The sequence below is a fragment of the Williamsia sp. Y844 genome (assembly GCF_056786475.1).
Genome location: NZ_JBXCJB010000001.1, coordinates 2,047,624 through 2,068,899 on the forward strand (window position 1 = coordinate 2,047,624; position 21,276 = coordinate 2,068,899).

Sequence of the window (21,276 nt, forward strand, 5' to 3'; positions counted from 1 at the left end):
TGGACTACCCCATTCTCGAAAAGGCCTATCCCGGCTGCGGGACGCGCTTGCTCAGGAGCCAGGCGCCGATGCCCACCGCAGCAAAAACCACGGAGACAGTGATGAGGGTCAGTGCAAATCCTCGATCGCCACCGCCGTAGACGGCCATCAGGGCGACACTCACCGCGCTGCCGACGGAGAAACCCAGGTACCGCAGCACCATGTTGAAAGCTATTGCGCTGCCGGTCTCTTCGCTCGGGATATGCGGAATGATCAGCACCGCAAGCGACGAGAAACTGAATCCGCTGGCCAACCCGCCGATCGCCATCCAGAGCACTGCCCAGGCGACATGGTCGTGGAACAGCGCCACACCCATCGTCGAGCACATGAAGATCGCGCAGCCCAACGGCAGCACCAGGTCTGGGCCGAATCTTTTCACGGCCGCCAACGACATACGGCTGCCGACGACACTCATCAGCGAATACGGTGTCAGCATCAAACCGGCAACGGCGAGCGACTGATCCAGCCCCCAGTCGGGGTTCTGCACGAGCACGATGACAAGCGTGATCAGCGTGTACATCGCGATACCACCGCCTGCGGCAACAAGATTCGGTGCTGCGACTCCGGGTCGGACCGCGAGTCGGAGATCAACGAGAGGCTGGTCGCAGCGCAGCGTCCACACAATCCACAGCGTGAACGCGGCGATACCGCCGAGGGCCAAACCGAGCGTGCCAGGCGAGAGCCATCCCCAGCTCTCGCCGTGGCTGACCGCCAGCAGGAACGTGGCGGTGCCGGTCGACAACAGCACCGCGCCAGTCCAATCCACCGGCATCCGCGTGGATGTACGCGACCCGGGAATGTACCGGAGGGCCAGCAGCAGCGTGATGAGGCTGAGGGTTGCGCCCAGCCAGTACGCCGCATGTAATCCCCAGAGATGAGCCACGGTTGCGGTGATCGGATAGCCCAGGCCGGCCCCGGCAATGCCCGTCACCGAAAGTAACGCGATCGCGGACGCCAGCTGCCGCGGGGCAAATGACTCGCGGGCGACCGCCATCGCGAGGGGCACCAGCGCCAGACCGACTCCCTGCATCGTCCGGCCGATCACCAGGGCCTCGAAACCCAGTGGCAGAGCAGACAGTACGGATCCGGCGGTCACGACGGCGAGGCCGACCAGAATCGTTGGACGCCGCCAGGAACCACCGCCGAGCCGGCCCAGGACCGGCGTTGCGATGGCTGCCATCAGCATTGTCGCGGTGAGCGTCCATTGGGCCTGGGTGATCTCCACGTGGTAATCCGTCGAGATCTTCGGCACCAGCGGTGCGCCGAGACTGCTGACGATGGACGTGATGGTGGTGACCAGTGCCAGGGTGAACAGCAGGATGCCGTACCGCGGCGGAGGTGCGTCTTTCGCGGTCATCGAGGGGCGAGGCCGGCGAGCAGTCTCACCGTTCGGATTCCCACTGCGCCAAGATGGTTCGTAGAATGCTGACCAGTGGCAGGGGTTGATCCATCATCGGGTGATGGCCCGCGTCCGGGAGGTCGACCACGGTGGCCGGATTGGCGAACAGCCCGGCGATCTCTTGGGCCATCTCGGGACTGACCATCCCCAGCTCGCACCGGATGTACAGGGAGGGGGTCACGATCTTGCTGAGCAGTTCCCGAAGATTCACCATGCGTCCGGCTTCGTGCCGTTTGCGGAACATCTCCGGATCGAACTTCCACATCCACCCGGCGTCGGTCTCCTTCACCGATTCCTCGGCAACGTGCCTGGCCACATAGGGCAACAGGACGTCCTGCCGCGGTTCGGTCCGGAACCGGACGCAGATCTCGTCCTTGTTCGGATGGGCCTTCGGGACGCGGGCGAGCTGCCGGATGATGATCTCCTCCGGAGGCTCGTCGAACAGGGGCGAGTCGATGATGACCAGGCCGGCAGTCGCGTCGGTGCGCGTGGCACCGAGCACCGCGGCAACCCAGCCACCCATGCTGTGCCCGACCACATACGGCTTGCCGGAGATGCCGCCTGCCTTGGCCGCTTCGAGGACCTCGTTCGTCCAGCCGTCCATCGGGTACTGCGCGCGGATCTCGCTGTCGCCGTGCCCCGACAGGTCGAGCGCGACCACGCGATGTGCCGGCGCGAGGAGTGGGGCAATGTGGTCCCACCAGCCCGAATGCGCGGAGCCGCCATGGACCAGCACCACCCCGGGTCTGCCTTCGTCGCCCCAGCAGCGAAGGTGCACACGGGCGCCGTCGATCTCCACATCACGGTGCTCAGGCTTGTCGGCCAGTGCAGCGGCGAACCAACGCGGTTCCGTGATCGGGCTCGGTGTATCGGCCGTCATCGCTCACTCCTTTGCCACGCAAATATTCGCCAAGCCTATCGACCAGCGAGAACCGGTTGTTTGTCGGGACGCAACTTCCGGCCCGAGGGTTGCCCTGCTGGGCGGGTGCGCCCACGATGAGCCGATGACTGGGAATCTCGACGACGACGACGAGTGGGATCGCAAAGTACGCCACGAAACGCCCATGCAACGTCTCGACCGCAACTGGTCAAGCTTGCTGCAGGAGCTCCGCGTCGTTCAGACCGGTGTGCAGATACTCACCGGGTTTCTTCTGACTGTGCCGTTTCAGGACCTTTTCTATACACAAGACGCTGTCTTCCAGGGCGTCTTCCTGGTCACGGTCTCGGCTTCCGTCAGCGCAACTGTTCTGCTGCTTGCGCCTGCGGCGATGCACCGCATCCTCTTTCGTCGACATCGACTGCGGGAGTTGGTGTTCGCCGCACAACGCTTTGCTCTCAGTGGGCTGATCTTCCTCGGCTTGGCGCTGACCGGGGTCATGATGATGGTGTTCGAGCTGGTGATCGGACGACAGGCAGGCTGGATCGCCGGTGGGGTGGTGGTGCTGGTTTTCGTCAATTTCTGGTTTGTCTTGCCGTGGCGGTATCGCCGGCGCGAGCTGTGATGCGGACCGGCGACTCAGTCGTCTTTGTTTTTGTCGTCGTCCTTGTGAACGAGCTCAGGTGCGACCTCCCGCGTGGCCATCCCGCCGGTGCCGCCCTCATCGACAGGGCCGGGTCGGCCACCTTTGGGTTCGTCGTCCTTGGTGCGCTTCGAGTCCTTCTTTTTGTCGGTCATCGTTAAAGGGTAGGCGCTCCGCAACTGCGGTGGCATGCTCGATTCATGGCCGTTGACCTGCCCACCGCTCGGCGATTGTGGCGATTGCTCGAACCTCTGCACGCTGTCACCTATTTCTCCGACGAAACCCGTGAGGCGCTCTCGGCCGCCGGTTACCGGGGGTTCTGGATGGGCTACTTCGCCGCGCGGGCCGCGCCGCTGGGGCCGGTGGGACCCGAGATCGTCACGGCGCTGTTCTATAACTTCGCGCCGTCGCACGTGGCCAGGGCCATCCCGGACGCCTGGGATTTCGCACCACCGGAAACCGCGCTGCGGGTCCGGGAGGACGCCGCGGTGGAGACCCTGTCCCGCTTGCTCGGCGACGACGCCGCCGACGCCATCGACCGAGTGGTCGCGTTGCTGTATCCGGTCGCGGACAACGCAGATCTCGGTGGGAGGGCACTGTTTGCCGCGAACGCGGCGCTCCCCTGGCCGACGGACCGGGTCGGTGCCCTGTGGCATGCGGCGACCCTGTTGCGCGAACACCGGGGCGACGGCCATGTCGCCGCCCTGACCACGGCCGGGATCAGTGGACGGGAAGCCGGTGTCCTGCATGCCATCGCGACGGCGATCCCACGCTCGGTTCTCGACGCGGGCCGCCAGTACACCGACGAGGAATGGGAGACGCTGACGGCACGGCTGGCAGATCGTGGGCTCCTCGAACTCTCCGGCGCCATCACACCGGCGGGCCGCGCACTCAAGGCCGAAATCGAGAACACGACCGATCGGCTCGCTGCGCCCGCGTACGCGCAGCTGACCGACAGTGCCGTCGATGATCTGACGACGTCGCTGATGGAACTGACCAAGGTGGTGGTGGCCAGCGGGGAATTCCCGTCGGCGAACCCCATCGGCCTTGATCTCGACGATGTGGGCTGATCAGCCATACACTCGGCGCATGGGTTTCAACGACGACATCATCGCCGAGTTCCGCGCCAACGACGGCAAGGTCGGTGGCAACTTCGAGGGTGCGCCGATGTTGCTGCTGCACCACAAGGGTGCCAAGAGCGGCAAAGATTTTGTCACGCCGTTGGTGTTCCAGGCGGGTGAGGGCGTCAAGTACGTCTTTGCCAGCGCCGCGGGGGCTCCGGAAGATCCGCAGTGGTTCCGCAACGTCAAGGCCAATCCCCACACCACCATCGAGGTCGGTGGCGACACCATCGCAGTGACGGCTTCGGAGGTCACCGGTGCTGAGCGGGATCGGATCTACGCGCAGCAGGCATCGGTCATGCCCGGTTTCGCCGACTACGAGAAGAAGACCACCCGGGTCATCCCGGTGGTCGCATTGACGCCGGCCTGAGGCGCTCGGCGCCGCTCAGCGGGCCGTCTGCGGCGGGACGAGTGCGCCGCGGTCGGTGTCGACGATCTCTGCGCCGAGCGGGAGCAGTGACACCGGGATCATCTTGAAGCTGGCAATACCCAGCGGGATGCCAATGATGGTCAGGCACATGGCGATACCGGTGACGATGTGTCCCAGGGCCAGCCAGATTCCGGCGAAGATCAGCCAGATGACATTGCCGATCGCCGATCCCACTCCGGCCGTGGGTTTACGGATCACAGTTCGCCCGAATGGCCAGAGCGCGTATGCCGCGATCCGGAACGAGGCGATACCGAAGGGGATGGTGATGATCAGAATGCAGCAGATGATGCCGGCGGCGATGTACCCCAGCGCCATCCAGAATCCACAGAGCACAAGCCAAATGACGTTCAGGATGGTCTTCACCACACCCATTGTGCCAAAGTTGTCCAATTCAGTTCGGGCGAATGAATTTTCGGGAGCGTGGCAATGAGGTTCGGCCTGCGAGAGGTCCTGTGGTCGGTGGCGGTCACGGGAATTGTGATGGTCCGCCTGGTCACGACGCTGAGCACCGCACTGCTGATCATGGGATGGATCGTCGTGGCCGTCCGATCCAGTCTGAACAACGACTGGTTGTGGCCCGCAATCATCTCCGGAGTGCTCCTGGCAGGCAGCACGCTGCTGTACAACGTCGCGAGAGGCTGAGCGGGACTCACACGCCGAGGTAGGCCAGAACCGCGAGCACCCGGCGGTTGTCGTCGGCCGACACCGGCAGATCGAGCTTGGTGAAGATGCTGTTGGAGTGTTTGCTCACGGCTTTCTCCGTCACGAACATCGCCTCGGCGATCGCCGCGTTCGACCGGCCTTCGGCCATCAATGACAAGACTTCTCGTTCGCGCGCCGAGAGGCGGTCTATCGGACCGTTGGATCGCTGTCCGGTCAACAGTTGCGACACCACCTCGGGGTCGAGAACCGTGCCACCACCGGAGACCTGGCGGACGGCGTCGATGAATCCGGCCACGTTGGCCACGCGGTCTTTCAGCAGATAACCGACTGCGCCTTCACCACTCTCGAGCAACTCGCGGGCATAGAGCTGCTCCACATACTGCGAGAGAACCAGAACGGGGAAGCCGGGGCGCTGATGGCGAATCTTGATGGCCGCCTGCAAACCCTCGTCGGTGAAGGTCGGTGGCATCCGGACATCGAGTACGGCCAGATCGACGGAGTCGTCGGATAGTGCCGCATCGAGTTCGGTGGCGTTGTCGACCGCAGCGACCACATCCATCTGATGGGCGGCCAGTATGCGCGAGAGGCCGTCGCGCAACAGGGCGTGATCTTCGGCGATCACGACGCGCATGGCACCTCCATGGAGATGATCGTCGGACCGCCGACGGGACTGTGGACGTACAGCGATCCGTCCATGGCCTTCAGCCGCTGGGTGACACCGTGCAAACCCGATCCGGTGGCCACCGCACCGCCGATCCCATCGTCACCAACCTCGACCCTGAGCACGCCCTCGAAGATACCCATGGAGATCCAGGCGTTCCTGGCGCGGGCGTGTTTACCGACGTTGGCCAGGGCCTCGGCCACCGCAAAGTACACGGCATTCTCCATCGCGGCCGGAAGACGTTCTTTGACACCGAGATTCAAGGTCATCGGAATCGGCAGGTCGAGTGCCAACGCCTCGACGGCCGGCCCCACTCCACGGTCGGCGAGTATCGGTGGATGTATGCCGCGCACCACCGAACGTAGATCGCCGAGCGCCGCGGTCGCCGATGCCCTGGCCTCGGCCATCAGTTGTTTGGCGGCCACCGGGTCTTTGTCGATCTGACTTTCGGCCAAACCGATGGTCATGCCAAGGGCCGCCAGGCGGGCCTGCGCCCCGTCGTGCAGATCCCGTTCGACGCGTCGCAGTTCAGCTGCGGCCGAATCGACTGTCGCAGCGCGAGATTCGGTCACCTCATGTACCCGGGCCTCCAACACCTCGGCGCGGCTGCGGTTCAGGACACCCAGGTCCATGGCGGCACGCGCTTTCATCAGCGGCTCGACAAACGGGATCAAAACCAGCGTGGCGGTGAAGATCACGCCGACAAGCGAGATCACAAAACCGATGGTGGACGCCAGCGCGAGCCATCCGAGGTCCCGCCAGCGCAACGAATCCGAACTCCACACCGCGAGCAGATGAAAGATCCCGCGGCGGTTGCCCGCGGGCTTGTAGTCGCCGGCGCGCCACGGACGGTTGAGCACCGCGGCCCCCATCCGTCGGTGCAGGTCGCAGAGGGCGCCGATGATCGGGACCAATCCCCACAGCGCCAGTGCTCCCACGGAGATCAGAATCAGAGGTATCGCAACGACCGCCACGATGAACAGCACCAACGCGATCGGCGCCAACAGAGTGGTGCACAGGGCGTACATCGCTGCCCGCAACCACCGGACGACCAGCGTCGGTTCTTCCTCGGAGTTCACTGCTTCCTCTCTGACCACGCCGGACCGCGTCACGACTTCTCGCCGGACTGCATCTCCAACTGAAGTGCAAGAACTTCATGGTGCCGCGATCCCTCTGACAAAACAGTAGTGCTGGGCCCACCCCGGTGGTGGACTATTTCGCCGCGATCGGGGGGTTTACCGCTCCTGACCTGGTCGGCTCGGACGAACAGAGTTGTAGGTGGCCCGGTGACCACCGGGCAATCCATCTGAGGTGCCAGGGCATCTCAAGCATCAGGAGCTCACATGAGACAGATGACCCGAGGACCACAGGCGGTGGCTCGATGGAGTGCGCACAATCCTTGGCGCGCAATCGGACTCTGGTTGGCATTGGTGGTGCTTGCAGTGTTGTTCAGTGCACTGATCCCCACCCAGACCACTGACGACGCCGACTACCGGGTCGGCCAGTCCGGGACCGCAGACCAGATGATCCACGACGCCGGCCTCGCCGCACCCGACACCGAGTTCGTCCTGATCACCGGTAATCAGGATGATGCGGTGGTCGCCGCTGCCGAGCTGCGCGACCAACTCGCCGGCTCCACCGAGGTGCAGGAGGTGGCAGTCCCGGTGGAATCACCGGATGGGTCGACACTTTTGACCTCGATCTCGCTGCGGGCGCCCCCGGGCGATGAGGACCCGACGATCGCCGACATCGATGCCGCGGTTACTTCGGTCCGGGCGGATCACCCGAACCTGCAGTTCGGGCAGACCGGTGACGTCACGCTCGACGAGGCGATCAATGAGCAGGTCGGCGAAGACCTGGTCTCGGCCGAGATGATCAGCATCCCGATCACGTTGGGCATCATGCTCTTTGCCTTCGGCGCTCTGATCGCGGCCGGCATCCCGGTGTTGCTGGCCATCACTTCGGTGGTCGCGACCATCGGCATCTACGCGCCGATTTCCTACCTCGTGCCCTCTGAATCCACCGCGTCGTCGATGGTGCTGCTGATCGGTATGGCTGTGGGCGTGGATTATTCGTTGTTCTACCTCAAACGAGAACGCGAGGAACGGCGTAAAGGGCACGGCACGCTCGACGCTGTGGGAATCGCTGCGGCCACCTCGGGGCACTCGATTGTCGTCTCCGGTGTTGCGGTGATCGCTTCACTGGCGGGTTTGTACGTTCTCGGCAACGCAACGTTCAATTCGCTTGCCACTGCGGCCATCATCGTGGTTGCGGTCGCCGTGATCGGTTCCCTGACGGTCTTGCCCGCTCTGCTTGTCAAGTTCGGACGGTGGGTCGATCGTCCGCGGGTGCCATTGCTGTGGCGCCTCAACAACCGCATCGGTGAGGGCGGGATCAGCTCGCGCATCATCGGGCCGGTTGTGACGCGGCCGGTGATCGCATTGGTCGCCGGGCTGGCGGTGATGCTGGCACTGGCGATCCCCGCATTGACCATGACCCTGCGCAGCGGCGGTCTGGACACACTGCCGCAGGACATCCCCGCGGTTGCGGTCGCGCAGCAACTGGATGCCGAGTTCCCGTCTGAAGGTTCGTCGGCCAACGTTGTTGTCTCCGGCGGTGATCGGGCCGCTGTGACTGCAGCATTGACCGATGTGGGTCAGGCTGCGACCGAGAGTGGGGCCTGGACTGTCTCGCAGGAGCCGCTGAGTTCGGCGTCGGGGACCACCACCGAACTGCGGCTTGCCAGCACCTTCGAACAGGGTGACACCAAGTCCGATGACGCCATGCTCGACTTGCGCAACACCGTTGTGCCCGAACAACTGGACGGCATCGACGGAGCCGAGTTCGCGGTGGGTGGTCAGATCGCCGAACAATACGACTCGACGAAGGCACTGTCGGACGGGCTGCCGATCGTGGTCGCGGTGATCCTGACCCTGACGATGCTGATGCTGGTGGTGACGTTCCGGAGCCCGGTGATCGCATTGGTCTCCACCGCCTTGAACCTGATGTCCGTTGGCGCGGCGTTCGGTGTGCTCGCGCTGGTGTTCCAGCACACTTGGGCCGAGGGGCTACTCGACTTCACCTCGAATGGGACCGTTGTCGAGTGGATCCCGATGTTCCTGCTGGCGGTACTCGTCGGATTGTCGATGGATTACCACGTGTTCGTACTCAGCCGGATCCGCGAGGGCATCAACAACGGGCTGCCCCCGACTGTCGCGGTGCGCGCAGGCGTCACCCAGACGGCCGGAGTGGTGACCAGTGCAGCACTGGTCATGGTGTCGGTGTTCGCCTTGTTCGCCGCGCAGAGCATGGTCGAGATGAAGCAGATGGGCGTGGGCCTGGCGGTGGCCATCCTCATCGACGCGACCATCGTGCGGCTGGTGCTGTTGCCGTCGGTACTGGTGCTGCTCGGGAACCGGGCCTGGTGGCCTCGGCGCATCCGGACCAACGATCCGGTGGTACCAAAACGGGAGGTCGCACCTGTTACGACGTGACGTGGTGCACACTTGAAGATGTCGGGGCTCGAGGAGAAGCGGAGGCGACGCGGTGAGTGAGTTGCAGACACCTCCCCGCGACTTCTGGTCGGCGCTGGAACCAGGTGAGGATCCCGCTGCGCGGCTGGAGCAAGTACGCCGAGCCCATGAACTCTTTGTGCAGACCGGCACGATGTCCCCGGCAACCGGCCGCACCTCGGTGCGGTCGGTTGTTCGGGATTCGTGGATGCGATCGGCCAAAGGTGGCGTCAACCCCTCCGGGATGACGGATGACGACAGCATGTCGTGGAACGACTTCCTCGAGTACCGCAACGGCCATCCGATGGCCGCCGCGTACCCGCTGGTTCGTTCGCTCATGCTCGATGAGGTTTCCGATTCCGGCGTGGTGGTGGCACTCACCGATGACGTGGGTCGGTTGTTGTGGGTAGAGGGCGACCACAAAGCGAGAGACCAGGCCGGCGACATCAACTTTGTCGAAGGGGCGTTGTGGGCGGAGCAGGTCGCCGGCACCAACGCCCCAGGTCTGGCTCTTGAGGTCGACCACGGGGTGCAGATTTTCGGGGCCGAACATTTTGCGGTGCGGGTGCAGGACTGGAACTGCGTGGCAGCGCCCGTGCACGATCCGGTGACGGGCGCGGTGATCGGTGTCATCGACGTGACCGGTGGCGAGCGGGTGGCCACCCCGTTCGCGTTGTCGATGGTGAAGTCGGTGGTCGCCGCGGTCGAGGGGGAGTTGCGGATCCGGTCGCTCACCGGCGAAGAGCCCCGATCGGAGCGGTCCGGCGGTCCGAGCTTGACGGTGCTCGACGGCGATCGGTATTTCTGGAGGCCTCCTGGCCGGCCGGCGATGCGACTGTCCCGTCGGCATGCCGAAATCCTGGTACTGCTCGGTGAATATCCCGGCGGACTGGGCACCGAACAGATCGCGACCATGCTCTCCGACGACGGCGTCGACCCGGTGACGGTCCGCGCGGAGATCTCCCGGTTACGACGCGACCTTGGTCCCGATGTTGTCGAGTCCCGGCCATATCGGCTCACCGCACCCATCGATTCCGATCTCGGACAGGTGCGTCGGATGCTGCGGACCGGTGAAATCACCCGGGCCATCGCGACTTTCGGCCGTGGTGGACTTCTGGCGGTATCAAAGGCGCCCGGGATCGCCGATGTCTTCGAAGAACTCAAAGAGGATGTTCGCTCGGTCGTATTGACATCAGGGGACCCGGAGCTGTTGCGGGCCTGGACCGCTTCGGCGCATGGTCGCGAAGATCTGACGGCCTGGCGCAGCTGGGGTCAGATGTTGGCCCCCGGTCACCGGGACGAGGCGTTGGTCCGAGGCCGGCTTCGCCTGCTCGACCGTCGTTTCGGCATCTGATCCGACACCTGCTCACCGGCGCTGCCGCAGGTGTGCCGATCCCGAATGTCCGGCATTTGGTGCACTGAAAATGATTGCCGAACAACATATTTGAATTCGCCTGTACCTTTCGTCGGGTTTCGAGACGATGTTCACCCAACGTCCGGCGATTGTTCCCGCGGAGTTGGGCAGCGGTCGGGGGAATCGGCGTTTACTTCAACTCGCATCCAGTTCTGCCGCCAGAGATGTTGGCGCGCAGTCCAACACGTCCGTTTCAAGCCCTGGCGTGCGCCGGAGCTGACCGAGGGGAATCGCAGATGAAGTTCAGGAACAGACTGGTGGCCGTGTCGGTGCTGGTGGTCGCCTCGATGAGTGTTGCGTTCGGCGGCGCATACGCCGACCCGGCTCCGGCCCCGACCGAGGGCGCGAACTGGAAGGCGACCCGTGAAGGATCGTCGGTCATCGTCACCACCGACAACGGCTCGCTGGCCAAAGAAGGCAATCTGCTCGTGCTGCATGACAATCAGGGCAACGTGGTGGAATCGGTTCCGCTGACGCTGGCCATCGATGATTTCCAGCACCCGGTCAATGCGCAGGTGACACCCGCGTCCGCGAGGTTGTCGGTGGACACCAATCCGTTCGCCGCGACGTTCGCTCCGGTCCGTCACAATGTGGATCTGCCTGCAGCTGTTGCGAGTGTGAAGGACAACATCACCCTCACCGCTGCCATCGGCGGATTCCTCGGTGCCGCAACCGGACTGGTGGGCGGTTGCCTACTGGGTGCGGTTGCTGCAGGTGTCGTTTCGGCGCCTGTTGTGCTGCTGTTCGGTGCCGGACCATTGGCCGGCTGCATCGGCGGCGCGATCCTGCTCGGCTCGGCCGCCTCACTGGCCGGTACCGCCGTCGGCGGGCTCGGGGCCGTCGCTGCAAATGTCGGGCCGTTCATCCAGCTGCTCAACGCACCACCAAAGGCGAAGTAGTCGGGCCGACTCGCCCGCACTTTGCCTCTCATATGCCAGGTCCGTCCGGACGATTCGGACGGGCCTGGCGCTCTTTGTGCAGATCAACGCACAATTAGAATGAAACTCCCAATATCCAGAATGCTATTCTCGACAGATCTGAGGACCGATCGTTGGGAGAGCATGTGACAAACGCGGCGGAAAGTCTGGCCGGGCGCCGGATCATCGTGACGGGCGGCGCCAGCGGAATGGGTGCGGGACTCGTTCGCGCCCTGCCGTCGCTCGGTGCGTCGGTGGTGTCGCTAGACAGTGCGGCGGACGACGGCAGCGCCGTTGCGTCCGAAGCCGGGGTCCGGTTCATCGCCTGCGACGTCAGTGATCCGTCCGACGTGACCACTGCGGTATCGGCGGCCGTTGAACATCTCGGTGGGCTCGACGTGCTGGTTCATGCTGCCGGTATCGCCCCGGGCGCCCCGGCGGGTGAGTTGCCCATCGAGCAGTGGAACCTGGCGATGGCGGTCAACGCGACCGGCACGTTCTTGATGAATCAGGCAGTGTTACCGGCGTTGATCGAGGCCGGTGGTGGTCGGATCATCAACTTCGCATCGGCAGCCGGGATCACCGGGTATCCGGGCAAGGCGGCCTATGCGGCATCCAAAGGGGCCGTGGTCGCCTGGACGCGAACGGTGGCGCTGGAATGGGCGACCCACGGGATCACGGTCAACGCCATCGCGCCCGCCATCTGGACGCCCATGTATGACCGGACCCGCGCATCGATGACGCCGGAACAGTTGACGGCGCACGACGCGAGTATGGCGAAAACCGTTCCGCTGGGCGGCAGGCTCGGCGATATCGATCGTGACCTGGTGCCGGTGGTTGCCTTCCTGGCCGGTCCGGGTTCGGGTTTCATGACGGGACAGATCTACTCCGTCGACGGCGGCAAGTTGATGCTCCGCTGAGAACCTGCGGCGGTTAAGCGCCGGTATCGCGTCATCTGGTGATGTCGGTGGACTGACCGACGTAGAGTCCGCGTCCGGTGACGAGCGGCAGATCCAGTGTGGTGCGGATGCCGGGATCTGCGGCGATTACGGCGGGGATGGCGTTCACGATGCGGCCGGCAGCAGCAACAATCGCGGCGTGGTTGTGGTCGCCTTTGATGCTGGTCGGGCAGATGTCCACGGTGTAGTTGGGCTCGCCGGTGATCTCCACCCGGTAGGAACCGCCCTCCTGCGCGGGTCGTGCCCAGTCGGGACGAAGGTCGTCACGCAGTCTGGTGACGTGTTCGACGACGATGGCGGAGTGCCCGTCGACCTTGCCGTGGATCTCGAAACGCATGGCGGCGACCGTCCCCTTCTCGATCCGTCCGACGGCAACGTCGAACGCCTCGGGCGCGGGTTCCAGCTCGAAGTTCTCGGTGATCTCGTCGACCTCGATGCCCAGACCGGCCGCGAGCTGGCGAATCGTTGTGCCCCAGGTGAAACCGAGGATGCCGGGCTGAAAGAGGATCGGGAGCTCGTCGAGAGGTTTTCCGAATCCCATCACATCGAACATCACGATCGCGCCGTCGTAGGTGGCGTAGTCGGCGATCTCCATGACGCGGACCTGCTCGATCCTTTGGCAGGTGCCGGCCAGCGCGAGTGGGATCAAGTCGTTGGCGAAGCCGGGATCGACGCCCGTGATGAAAATGCTGGAGTTGCCTCGTTGCGCCGATGCCTGGACCCGGTCGATGTTCTTGTCGGGCAGCAGCTGCCACGGGTACTGCAAGATCACCGGCGCCGAACCGACAACATCGACGCCGGCTTCGAGGATCTTCTGGCAGTCCCTGAGTGCATCGCCGGTACGGGTGTCGCCCATCGCGCAGTACACAACGCAGTCGGGCTTCGTTGCCAGCACCGCGTCGATGTCGCCCACCGCGGTGATGCCGGTGGTGATCTCGAGACCGGCCAATTCGCCGGCGTCTTTACCCACCTTGGACTCCGTGGAGACACCCACCGCGGTGAGTTCGTAGTCCGGGCTCTCGATGAGCTGGGTCAAAGCCAGGCGACCAACATTGCCGGTGCCGATGTGGGCGACGCGAACGGACATCGAAGTTTCCTCGTAACCTGGTGCGAACGATGGTCGACACAGACGTGCCGCTGATCCCTTACAGGGTTTTGTGTGGGACGTCCGTCACCAGTCCGCCGTCCACGACGAATTCGGTGCCGGTCGCATAAGACGATTCGTCGCTCGCAAGGAACAAGACGAACGTCGAGATCTCGTTTGACGTGCCCGGTCGGCCGAGCGGGATGGTCACCAGGTCATCTGGGAACTTCTCCGTCATGGGCGTCCGAATCAACCCGGGATGCAACGAATTGACCCGGATGTTGTGTGGAGCCAGTTCCAGCGCAACCGATTTCGCGAGCCCACGGACGGCCCATTTCGTGGCGACGTAACCGTGGGCCCATGGTGCTCCGCGGAGGCCCTCGATCGACGAGACATTGATCATCGACCCGCCACCGGCGGCGATCATCGGATCCGTCGACGCCTGGATCCCGAAGAACGTGCCCGTCAGATTGACGTCGATGATCTTCTGCCACTTGTCGTGCCTGAAGCCCTGGATGGAACTGCCGTTGGCGATACCGGCGTTGTTGACCAGTACGTTCAGCTTGCCGAACTCGCCGACAGCAGTGCCGACCGCGGCTTCCCACTGATCAAACTGCGACACATCGAGGTGGACATAGCGCGCTGCGTCGCCGAGCTCGTCGGCCAACGCCTTGCCCTCGTCGTCCAGGATGTCGCCGATCACGACCTTTGCGCCTTCGGCGACGAGGAGGCGTGCATGCGAGGCACCCATCCCGCGAGCGCCGCCACTGATGATTGCAACTTTTCCGTCCACGCGTCCCATGGGGCGACACGCTACCTGCATCGTCGGACACGTGTCCAGACTTTCGTCTGAACTGCTGTTCGCATCAAGCGGCCAGGTGTGGTTCCGAGGCGGGGCGGAGATGTGGACAGGGCGAACAACTCGCTCGACCTCTAATGCTCGGCGGTACTCACATCACCGGGCGATGCGAGCAGCGATCTCGGCGGCCAGCGCCAGCGACCCGGGGTCGTCGGTTGCGACGTAGCGATCGGCAGCGGCGTCGTAGGCGGCACCGGCGATGGATCCGTGATCGGCGTCGAGTTCGACCAATTCGACCGGCCACCGCCACCTTTCGAGTGTCGCCGCGAACTTTCGGCTTGCTGCCGGCGGTACGGCGTCGTCGCGCACGCCCTGTAGCAGGGTGAACGGCACCCGCTGTGCGGACTGCGGGGGTTCTTTCGGCAGGTGCTCGCCGGTGATCGGGTCCGTGGCCATGAAGGCACCGGCCAGGCAGATCGTTCGAAGGATCCGGAGATCGAAATCGCCGGCGTGGATGGTCAGACTCGCGGCCGCCAGACCACCGAGAGACCAACCGACGAGGACGATGCCGTCGGAGTCACCGGGGCCGTTGTTCCGGTTCGCCGCGAAGTGCGCCGAGGCGAGCAGAGCCGCCCGGCCGTTGTCCGCGGCGTGTGAGTTCCAGTCGGGTGCGATGACATGAAAACCGCGATCCGCCACGAGTTCGGCGAGCGGCCGCACCGCGGCCCGTGCGTCGGTTTGCATTCCGTGCCAGAGCAACACCGTTTGCGAATCCGGTGCGCCGAACACATCTGCCAAGCGGCTTGGCGCGTATTCGATGGTCTCCATCCCCCGAGTCTGCCCGACTGCCAAGCGGTTCGAGGCGAAACCTCAGGCCAGCACCAGCATGATGACATCGACCGCGGCAATGGCGATGGCACCGTAGAGCGGAGCGCGGCCGGGCCCCCGCATCGTCGCGAGCGCGATGATGACCACCACCCCGAGTCCCGCCCACATCCACGCCAGCTGCGAGTTCGCGACCACTGCGATGGCAGTAGCTCCGACGAGCAGGACCGCCGCGACGTACGGGATGCGTCGGGCACCCAGGACGTGGGGCAGTCCCCGAACGCCGGTGGCGTCGTCGTCGCCGAGGTCGGGTGCGACGTTGAGCAGGTGGCCGCCGACCCCGAGCAGTCCACTGACCGCGACCATCCACAGCGGGGGCAGGTCATTCGGGTCCGCGGTCAACGTGACGATCACCGGCAATGAACCGAAGGCGACGAAATAGGGGAGCCATGACATGACCGTCGACTTGAGCCCGAAGTTGTAGGCCAGGGCAGAGCCGACGCCGAACACCAGGTGCACCGTGCCTGCCGCCAACCCGCATGCCATCGAGGCCACCACGCAAACGACAGCTGCCACCGCGACGGCCGATCTCGCGGTCGCCAGGCTCAGATCTCCGGACACCAGTGGTTTCTCTGTCCGTCCGACCTGCCGGTCCCGGTCGAGGTCGATGAGATCGTTGCTCCAGCCGATGAGGAGCTGGCCGCTGAACAGGGCGACCGTCAACACGACAAGCGAGCCCACATCCAGGCCGACGGCAACACCGAGCGCCGCGGTCAGCAGCGTCACCGCTGCCGATGGGACCACGTGCCCGGCCGCCAGCAGTGCGGCCACCGGTTTCGTCGCCATGGGCTGCACCTTTCCGTCTATCGGCCGAGGCCGCGGATCACGATCGCGGGGACCAGTTGCTCGGCACTGTCCCACGAACCGTGGTTGCCGACAAGCATCGACTCGAACGGTTCGACGACCGAGCGGATCATGGCGGTATCGCCGCGGGCCGCGGCGACCACGTCTCCGATCCTGACGCGAACATTGCCGCGGACCGAGGGACCGAACCAGCCGGCATCGATCGCGTCGTCGCGGCTCAGCACGGTCGCCCTGTCGGCGAGCATGCTCTGCCAGGCGATCTGGACGTCACCTGCGGCCCCGTCCTCGGTGTACACGTGGCGTACCCGGGCTTCTCCGGCGATGGCGGTGGTGCCCGCGGTGAGTTCGGGATGCAGATCGATGTCGAAACGCCCCTGCGCTGTGTTGACCATGCCGTGATCGCCGGTGATGACGAGAGTGCGACCCGCAGGCAACTGCTCCGCGAGTTGACCGACCATGGTGTCGATCTGGCGCAGCTGCTCACGCCACGATGGTGAGCCCGGGCCGTCGAGGTGTCCGGCCAGATCGAGTCCGCCGTAGTAGGCGTAGCCGAGTGTCGTTGCGGACGTCGACATCTCGGCGAGGATCGCAGCGCGCAGGTCGTCCAGATGCTCGGCCACGATCATCTTGTCGGCTCCGCGCAGCGCCGCCCGCGACAATCCGGAATCGACATGCAGTGCGGGCACGATCTGCCGCGTGGTGAAACCCTGTGCCCGGCACTTCTCGAAAATCGTTGTGGTGGGTTGAAATTCCTCGGGGACAACCGTTTTGGTTAGTCCGTGGTCGTAGTGGCCGTGGACGCACCAGCGCAGCGAGTTGAGGATCGGCGCTTCGGGTTTGAGTCCGCCGCCGCCCGCGCGGAAGGTGTACCCGAAGATGCCGTGCGTGCCCGCCGCGCGTCCGGTGGACAGGCTCGTGAGGCTGACCGCGGTGGTGGCGGGAAATCCGGCCGCCACGGTGGTGGAGTTGTCCATCGCCGCGGCATTGAGATGGGGCGCATCGCGTGGGTGCGCGGCAACCAGTTCCGCACCGAGCCCGTCGATCAGCAGCAGTGTCGCGGATTGCGCGGGCACCATCTTCAGGTGGTTGTCGAGGTCGGCGGCACCGAGGGAAGCCGCCATCGATTCGAGGACGGCGGACAGGGGCGGCAGGCTGTGGCGCGGATCGAGATCACTCATCGTCGATCACGCTAACGTGTGCGCGATGATGCGGTGGGCACGGCGGTGCGTCACCGCGACGTCGAGGATGTGCCTCGCGGCAGTGAGATGAGGGATGCGGCGAGGAAGCACAGCGCGCCGATGAAGGTGCCGCCCTGGTCGAGCAGTGGCGCGATCGGCTCGCCCGAGGCGTCCACGTATGCGCCGACCGCGGAGAAGCCGAACGCGATCGAGCCGACGGTGTTCAGGATCGTCGCCGACCAGCCGGGTGCGTCGGGTTCGTCGCGTCGCCGATAGAGGCGTATGGCGTAGACGGCCAGTCCCGAGCTGATGAGGAAGGCGATCGAGCCGTAGACGTCCGGCCGCCAGACGAACTGGTCCTGGTCGACGATCGTGTGCACAACCAAGGCCGCGCCGGTACTGATGTTGAAGGCAACGGTGCCGACCAGCTGCACCGCGGCGGACAACCATTCGGAGATGTGGACGTCTCGTCCGGCCCGCTGCGACCCGGCAATGGGTCGCGCAGCACCTCGCAAGCGTCCGCAGAGTTGAAGCTGGACGAACGCGGCGAACGTGAAGAACCACGAGCCGACAAAAAAGGAGCTGTTGGACACCGTCGATCCGGCCCAGTCGGCAAATCCGGGCGCCGAGCCCAATGCGAAGAGCGTCGACCCGATCGCAAACCCCCAGCATTCGGTGCGTGCTGAGTGGCGGATCACGTGAATCAGACTAGCCGGTGTGGCGGAAAAAGAGGCTCTGAGCACCGAAGATCGTGGTTGCAACCCGGATGCAACGGAAGCACTCGTAGTGTGTGTTGTAGGTCACACGGGTGGCCGAACGCTGCGCGTCGCTCACCCGTAGGCAACCAGGCGAAGAGGAGCTCAGCATGACCGTTTATGCCAACCCCGGAACACCCGGCGCCGTGATGAACTACGAATCACGGTACGAGAATTGGATCGGTGGCCAGTGGACGCCGCCGGTCAAGGGGCAGTACTTCGAGAACCCGTCACCGGTCAACGGCAAGACATTCTGTGAGGTTGCCCGGTCGACGTCCGAGGACATCGACCTTGCTCTCGATGCGGCCCACAAGGCTGCTCCCGCGTGGGGCAAGACCTCGGTCGCCGAGCGGTCGCTGGCCCTGCTCCGCATCGCGGACCGGATGGAAGAGAACCTCGAGAAGATCGCTGTCGCGGAGTCGTGGGACAACGGCAAGGCCGTTCGCGAAACACTTGCCGCCGACATTCCGCTGGCCATCGATCACTTCCGCTACTTCGCAGGCGCGTTGCGCGCGCAGCAGGGTTCGCTCTCCCAGATCGACGAAGACACCGTTGCCTATCACTTCCACGAGCCGCTGGGCGTTGTCGGCCAGATCATCCCGTGGAACTTCCCGATCCTCATGGCCGTCTGGAAGCTGGCTCCCGCGCTGGCCGCAGGCAACGCGGTGGTCCTCAAGCCTGCCGAGCAGACGCCTGCCTCGATCCTGTTCCTCGTCGAACTGATCAAGGACCTGCTGCCCGCCGGTGTGCTGAACATCGTCAACGGATTCGGTGTGGAGGCGGGCAAGCCGCTGGCCTCGAGCAACCGCATCCGCAAGATCGCGTTCACCGGCGAGACCACCACCGGACGCCTGATCATGCAGTACGCCTCGGAGAACATCATCCCGGTGACCCTGGAGCTCGGTGGCAAGAGCCCCAACATCTTCTTCGCCGATGTGATGGCGGAGGACGACGGTTTCCGGAACCGCGCACTGGAGGGTTTCACCATGTTCGCCCTCAACCAGGGCGAGGTGTGCACGTGCCCGAGTCGGGCGCTGATCCAGGAATCGATCTACGACGACTTCATCGACCTCGCGGTGGAACGGACGAAGAAGATCAAGCAGGGCAATCCGCTCGACACCGACACCATGATGGGTGCGCAGGCGTCGAACGATCAGTTCGAGAAGATCGCCTCATACCTCGCGATCGGCAAGGAGGAGGGCGCCAAAGTCTTGACCGGCGGCGAAACCGTCACCCTCGAAGGCGATCTCGCGGATGGCTACTATATCCAGCCGACCATCTTCGCCGGAACCAACCGGATGCGGATCTTCCAGGAGGAGATCTTCGGTCCGGTGTTGTCGGTGACCAAGTTCTCCGACTACGCCGACGCGATGTCGATCGCCAACGACACGCTGTACGGACTCGGCGCCGGCGTGTGGACGCGTGATGGTGCCACCGCCTACCGCGCAGGACGCGAGATCCAGGCCGGTCGGGTGTGGACCAACACCTACCACGACTACCCGGCACACGCGGCCTTCGGCGGCTACAAGCAGTCCGGCATCGGCCGCGAGAATCATCTGATGATGCTCGAGCACTATCAGCAGACCAAGAACCTGCTGGTGGGTTACGCTCAGGATGCCAAGGGATTCTTCTGATCCACCAGGTATCACCAAGCGCAACAAGCTATTTCGTCAGAAAGTGATCTGTGATGACTCCTACTGATCGAGTCGTCGCGACTGAATCCGCCGTGGAGCTGTTGACCAAGCTGTCGGAGCTCCACGGCGGCCTCATGATCCACCAGTCCGGTGGATGTTGTGACGGCAGCGCGCCCATGTGTTACCCGGTAGGGGAGTTTCGTGTCGGCAGCAGAGACGTGCTGCTCGGCGAGATCGAACTCCCGGAACCGCTGCCTGCGGTGCGGGTCTGGATCCAGGGTGACCAGTACGAACTGTGGAAACACACCCAGCTCATCCTCGACGTCGTGCCCGGACGTGGTGCCGGATTCAGCCTCGAGGCACCCGAAGGCGTTCGTTTCCTGGCCCGCTCCAGGGTCTTCGACGAAGCCGAGAACACCTGGCTCGACGCCTGCCCACCGCGCACGGGCGCCGACGTCACCTGAGCGACGAGGTTACGCCATCTATTCGGCTTCTTTGATCCATCTCGTTGCGTACATCGTGTTCGGGCCAAAGAACTCGTGGACGACGTCATCGACTGCGTTCAAGCCGTTTTCACTGTTGGTCATGATCATCACGCTGCGTCCGGTCGCGGGGTACGCGATGAAAAAGGCCTTGTATGCGCCGTTGTCACCCCAGTGCCAGATCGCGTCCCCGAGTTCGTTGGTTTGCAGCCCGATACCGAGCCCCCACTTGACGTGGTCGATCGCTTCCTTGTCGCTGCCGCCGTGGTCGGCGCTACCCGCCGCGGTGAACATCATGTCGCGGGTGCCGGGTGTGAGCCCTTCGCCCCCGAGGAGCGCGCCGCGGATGAACTTGTTGTAGTCGGTCGCCGTGGTCCGCAGGGTGTACGCGACGTTCGCCCGGGGGAAGTTTCGGACGGGTTTCGGGGTGCCGTCCGCGGTGTGGCCGACGGACGTGACCGTGTCGAAGGCTGGGTTGGTGACGAGGTCGCTGCCTTTCATCCCGAACCGGTCGAAGACCCGCTTCCGGACCAGTTGTTCGAAGGGTGTCCCGGTCAGCGACTCTACGGTCTTCTGTAGGTAGTAGAAGCCCTCTCCGGAGTACGACCACTGGGTTCCGGGCTCGAAAATGGTGCTCACCGGCGTGGTTTCGAACTCTGCACTCGACGGCCCGGTCGCCCAGTTCGGCAGACCGGAGGTGTGTGTCATCACCATTCTCCCGGTGATCCGTTTGGCGACCGGGTCTGCCGCGATCCGCGGATAGTCGAAATAGTCCGACAGCGGTCGGTCGAGATCGAGTACGCCCTCGTCCACCAGCTGGAGCACGACGTACGAGGCCACCACCTTCGTCAGCGACGCCGCTTCGAATACCGTATTGGAAGTCACCGGGCTGCCAGTGGCAACGCTCGACACCCCGTAGTTGAAAGCACGCTCGGAGCCGCGATCCGAATAGATGACTTGGGCGCCGGGAATGCCTTGCTTGATCAAGGCAGCGTTGATCCGCTGTGCGACAGCCACATA

At 64.4% G+C, this 21,276-nt stretch carries 23 protein-coding genes; 10 read left to right on the forward strand and 13 right to left on the reverse strand.

Annotation, left to right across the window (positions count from 1 at the left end; genetic code table 11):
* Positions 1-25: 25 nt before the first annotated feature.
* Together AC1TQG_RS09240 and AC1TQG_RS09245 are read right to left on the reverse strand one after the other, a co-directional pair.
* Entirely contained in the window at positions 26-1,396 is a 1,371-nt protein-coding gene (locus AC1TQG_RS09240; RefSeq protein WP_482136621.1) for an MFS transporter, read from the reverse strand.
* Positions 1,397-1,421: 25 nt separating this feature from the next.
* Positions 1,422-2,318, reverse strand: coding sequence for an alpha/beta fold hydrolase (locus AC1TQG_RS09245; RefSeq protein ID WP_482136622.1), 897 nt, complete (start codon positions 2,316-2,318; stop codon positions 1,422-1,424).
* A gap of 124 nt (positions 2,319-2,442) precedes the next feature.
* Between AC1TQG_RS09245 and AC1TQG_RS09250 the strand changes: the two genes are divergently transcribed.
* On the forward strand, positions 2,443-2,940 hold the full coding sequence (locus AC1TQG_RS09250; RefSeq protein ID WP_482137304.1) for a DUF6328 family protein: 498 nt from the start codon (positions 2,443-2,445) through the stop codon (positions 2,938-2,940).
* Positions 2,941-2,954: 14 nt separating this feature from the next.
* Here AC1TQG_RS09250 and AC1TQG_RS09255 read toward each other — a convergent pair whose 3' ends face one another.
* Positions 2,955-3,113: a hypothetical protein gene (locus AC1TQG_RS09255; protein WP_482136623.1), complete on the reverse strand. Its 159-nt coding sequence runs from the start codon at positions 3,111-3,113 to the stop codon at positions 2,955-2,957.
* Between the two features lie 45 nt (positions 3,114-3,158).
* Here AC1TQG_RS09255 and AC1TQG_RS09260 point away from each other — a divergent pair, with 45 nt between their 5' ends.
* Together AC1TQG_RS09260 and AC1TQG_RS09265 are read left to right on the forward strand one after the other, a co-directional pair.
* The gene (locus AC1TQG_RS09260; protein WP_482136624.1) at positions 3,159-4,028 is read left to right on the forward strand and encodes an SCO6745 family protein; all 870 of its coding nucleotides are present in this window, start codon (positions 3,159-3,161) and stop codon (positions 4,026-4,028) included.
* 19 nt (positions 4,029-4,047) lie between these two features.
* Positions 4,048-4,449 (forward strand): nitroreductase family deazaflavin-dependent oxidoreductase, encoded by a 402-nt coding sequence (locus AC1TQG_RS09265; protein WP_482136625.1) that lies wholly within the window; start codon positions 4,048-4,050, stop codon positions 4,447-4,449.
* A gap of 15 nt (positions 4,450-4,464) precedes the next feature.
* Here the strand turns inward: AC1TQG_RS09265 and AC1TQG_RS09270 are convergent, their stop codons facing one another.
* The gene (locus AC1TQG_RS09270; RefSeq protein ID WP_482136626.1) at positions 4,465-4,872 is read right to left on the reverse strand and encodes a YccF domain-containing protein; all 408 of its coding nucleotides are present in this window, start codon (positions 4,870-4,872) and stop codon (positions 4,465-4,467) included.
* Between the two features lie 63 nt (positions 4,873-4,935).
* On the opposite strand from AC1TQG_RS09270, the gene AC1TQG_RS09275 reads away from it, so the two are divergent.
* Positions 4,936-5,151: a hypothetical protein gene (locus AC1TQG_RS09275; RefSeq protein ID WP_482136627.1), complete on the forward strand. Its 216-nt coding sequence runs from the start codon at positions 4,936-4,938 to the stop codon at positions 5,149-5,151.
* A 7-nt stretch (positions 5,152-5,158) separates the two neighbouring features.
* On the opposite strand, the gene AC1TQG_RS09280 is transcribed toward AC1TQG_RS09275, so the two are convergent.
* Positions 5,159-5,803: a response regulator gene (locus AC1TQG_RS09280; RefSeq protein WP_482136628.1), complete on the reverse strand. Its 645-nt coding sequence runs from the start codon at positions 5,801-5,803 to the stop codon at positions 5,159-5,161.
* Positions 5,791-6,912: a sensor histidine kinase gene (locus tag AC1TQG_RS09285; RefSeq protein ID WP_482136629.1), complete on the reverse strand. Its 1,122-nt coding sequence runs from the start codon at positions 6,910-6,912 to the stop codon at positions 5,791-5,793. Before AC1TQG_RS09285 ends, AC1TQG_RS09280 begins: the two co-directional genes overlap by 13 nt.
* Before the next feature lie 264 nt (positions 6,913-7,176).
* Here AC1TQG_RS09285 and AC1TQG_RS09290 point away from each other — a divergent pair, with 264 nt between their 5' ends.
* From AC1TQG_RS09290 to AC1TQG_RS09305, 4 genes are all read left to right on the forward strand, one after another.
* A complete protein-coding gene (locus tag AC1TQG_RS09290; RefSeq protein WP_482136630.1) occupies positions 7,177-9,327 on the forward strand; it encodes an MMPL family transporter in 2,151 nt (716 codons plus the stop codon).
* Positions 9,328-9,379: 52 nt separating this feature from the next.
* Positions 9,380-10,699, forward strand: coding sequence for a transcriptional regulator (locus AC1TQG_RS09295; RefSeq protein ID WP_482136631.1), 1,320 nt, complete (start codon positions 9,380-9,382; stop codon positions 10,697-10,699).
* 296 nt (positions 10,700-10,995) lie between these two features.
* Positions 10,996-11,658, forward strand: coding sequence for a DUF8020 domain-containing protein (locus AC1TQG_RS09300; RefSeq protein ID WP_482136632.1), 663 nt, complete (start codon positions 10,996-10,998; stop codon positions 11,656-11,658).
* Between the two features lie 164 nt (positions 11,659-11,822).
* Positions 11,823-12,596 (forward strand): SDR family NAD(P)-dependent oxidoreductase, encoded by a 774-nt coding sequence (locus tag AC1TQG_RS09305; RefSeq protein ID WP_482136633.1) that lies wholly within the window; start codon positions 11,823-11,825, stop codon positions 12,594-12,596.
* A 31-nt stretch (positions 12,597-12,627) separates the two neighbouring features.
* Here the strand turns inward: AC1TQG_RS09305 and AC1TQG_RS09310 are convergent, their stop codons facing one another.
* The 6 genes from AC1TQG_RS09310 to AC1TQG_RS09335 form a co-directional block, all read right to left on the reverse strand.
* The gene (locus tag AC1TQG_RS09310) at positions 12,628-13,722 is read right to left on the reverse strand and encodes an NAD(P)H-dependent amine dehydrogenase family protein (RefSeq protein ID WP_482136634.1); all 1,095 of its coding nucleotides are present in this window, start codon (positions 13,720-13,722) and stop codon (positions 12,628-12,630) included.
* A 58-nt stretch (positions 13,723-13,780) separates the two neighbouring features.
* On the reverse strand, positions 13,781-14,521 hold the full coding sequence (locus tag AC1TQG_RS09315; protein ID WP_482136635.1) for a glucose 1-dehydrogenase: 741 nt from the start codon (positions 14,519-14,521) through the stop codon (positions 13,781-13,783).
* A gap of 153 nt (positions 14,522-14,674) precedes the next feature.
* Entirely contained in the window at positions 14,675-15,346 is a 672-nt protein-coding gene (locus tag AC1TQG_RS09320) for an alpha/beta hydrolase family protein (protein ID WP_482136636.1), read from the reverse strand.
* Positions 15,347-15,388: 42 nt separating this feature from the next.
* Entirely contained in the window at positions 15,389-16,189 is an 801-nt protein-coding gene (locus tag AC1TQG_RS09325; RefSeq protein ID WP_482136637.1) for a UbiA family prenyltransferase, read from the reverse strand.
* 17 nt (positions 16,190-16,206) lie between these two features.
* Entirely contained in the window at positions 16,207-17,385 is a 1,179-nt protein-coding gene (locus AC1TQG_RS09330) for an alkaline phosphatase family protein (protein ID WP_482136638.1), read from the reverse strand.
* Between the two features lie 50 nt (positions 17,386-17,435).
* Positions 17,436-18,083: a hypothetical protein gene (locus AC1TQG_RS09335; RefSeq protein WP_482136639.1), complete on the reverse strand. Its 648-nt coding sequence runs from the start codon at positions 18,081-18,083 to the stop codon at positions 17,436-17,438.
* A gap of 167 nt (positions 18,084-18,250) precedes the next feature.
* On the opposite strand from AC1TQG_RS09335, the gene exaC reads away from it, so the two are divergent.
* Both exaC and AC1TQG_RS09345 read left to right on the forward strand, forming a co-directional pair.
* Positions 18,251-19,774 (forward strand): acetaldehyde dehydrogenase ExaC, encoded by a 1,524-nt coding sequence (gene exaC / locus AC1TQG_RS09340; protein ID WP_482136640.1) that lies wholly within the window; start codon positions 18,251-18,253, stop codon positions 19,772-19,774.
* Between the two features lie 53 nt (positions 19,775-19,827).
* Positions 19,828-20,238, forward strand: a complete 411-nt coding sequence (locus tag AC1TQG_RS09345) for a DUF779 domain-containing protein (protein WP_482136641.1) — start codon at positions 19,828-19,830, stop codon at positions 20,236-20,238.
* Positions 20,239-20,256: 18 nt separating this feature from the next.
* Here AC1TQG_RS09345 and AC1TQG_RS09350 read toward each other — a convergent pair whose 3' ends face one another.
* On the reverse strand, positions 20,257-21,273 hold the full coding sequence (locus AC1TQG_RS09350; protein ID WP_482136642.1) for a serine hydrolase domain-containing protein: 1,017 nt from the start codon (positions 21,271-21,273) through the stop codon (positions 20,257-20,259).
* Positions 21,274-21,276: the final 3 nt, after the last annotated feature.

What these genes read in the sequence shown, in the direction of transcription:
- AC1TQG_RS09310 (WP_482136634.1), bottom strand. Translation starts at nt 13,722, where the DNA reads ATGTCCGTTCGCGTCGCCCACATCGGCACCGGCAATGTTGGTCGCCTG.
- AC1TQG_RS09265 (WP_482136625.1), top strand. Translation starts at nt 4,048, where the DNA reads ATGGGTTTCAACGACGACATCATCGCCGAGTTCCGCGCCAACGACGGC.
- AC1TQG_RS09300 (WP_482136632.1), top strand. Translation starts at nt 10,996, where the DNA reads ATGAAGTTCAGGAACAGACTGGTGGCCGTGTCGGTGCTGGTGGTCGCC.
- AC1TQG_RS09240 (WP_482136621.1), bottom strand. Translation starts at nt 1,396, where the DNA reads ATGACCGCGAAAGACGCACCTCCGCCGCGGTACGGCATCCTGCTGTTC.
- AC1TQG_RS09280 (WP_482136628.1), bottom strand. Translation starts at nt 5,803, where the DNA reads ATGCGCGTCGTGATCGCCGAAGATCACGCCCTGTTGCGCGACGGCCTC.
- exaC (WP_482136640.1), top strand. Translation starts at nt 18,251, where the DNA reads ATGACCGTTTATGCCAACCCCGGAACACCCGGCGCCGTGATGAACTAC.
- AC1TQG_RS09275 (WP_482136627.1), top strand. Translation starts at nt 4,936, where the DNA reads ATGAGGTTCGGCCTGCGAGAGGTCCTGTGGTCGGTGGCGGTCACGGGA.
- AC1TQG_RS09255 (WP_482136623.1), bottom strand. Translation starts at nt 3,113, where the DNA reads ATGACCGACAAAAAGAAGGACTCGAAGCGCACCAAGGACGACGAACCC.
- AC1TQG_RS09345 (WP_482136641.1), top strand. Translation starts at nt 19,828, where the DNA reads ATGACTCCTACTGATCGAGTCGTCGCGACTGAATCCGCCGTGGAGCTG.
- AC1TQG_RS09250 (WP_482137304.1), top strand. Translation starts at nt 2,443, where the DNA reads ATGACTGGGAATCTCGACGACGACGACGAGTGGGATCGCAAAGTACGC.
- AC1TQG_RS09320 (WP_482136636.1), bottom strand. Translation starts at nt 15,346, where the DNA reads ATGGAGACCATCGAATACGCGCCAAGCCGCTTGGCAGATGTGTTCGGC.
- AC1TQG_RS09290 (WP_482136630.1), top strand. Translation starts at nt 7,177, where the DNA reads ATGAGACAGATGACCCGAGGACCACAGGCGGTGGCTCGATGGAGTGCG.
- AC1TQG_RS09260 (WP_482136624.1), top strand. Translation starts at nt 3,159, where the DNA reads ATGGCCGTTGACCTGCCCACCGCTCGGCGATTGTGGCGATTGCTCGAA.
- AC1TQG_RS09330 (WP_482136638.1), bottom strand. Translation starts at nt 17,385, where the DNA reads ATGAGTGATCTCGATCCGCGCCACAGCCTGCCGCCCCTGTCCGCCGTC.
- AC1TQG_RS09245 (WP_482136622.1), bottom strand. Translation starts at nt 2,318, where the DNA reads ATGACGGCCGATACACCGAGCCCGATCACGGAACCGCGTTGGTTCGCC.
- AC1TQG_RS09325 (WP_482136637.1), bottom strand. Translation starts at nt 16,189, where the DNA reads ATGGCGACGAAACCGGTGGCCGCACTGCTGGCGGCCGGGCACGTGGTC.
- AC1TQG_RS09315 (WP_482136635.1), bottom strand. Translation starts at nt 14,521, where the DNA reads ATGGGACGCGTGGACGGAAAAGTTGCAATCATCAGTGGCGGCGCTCGC.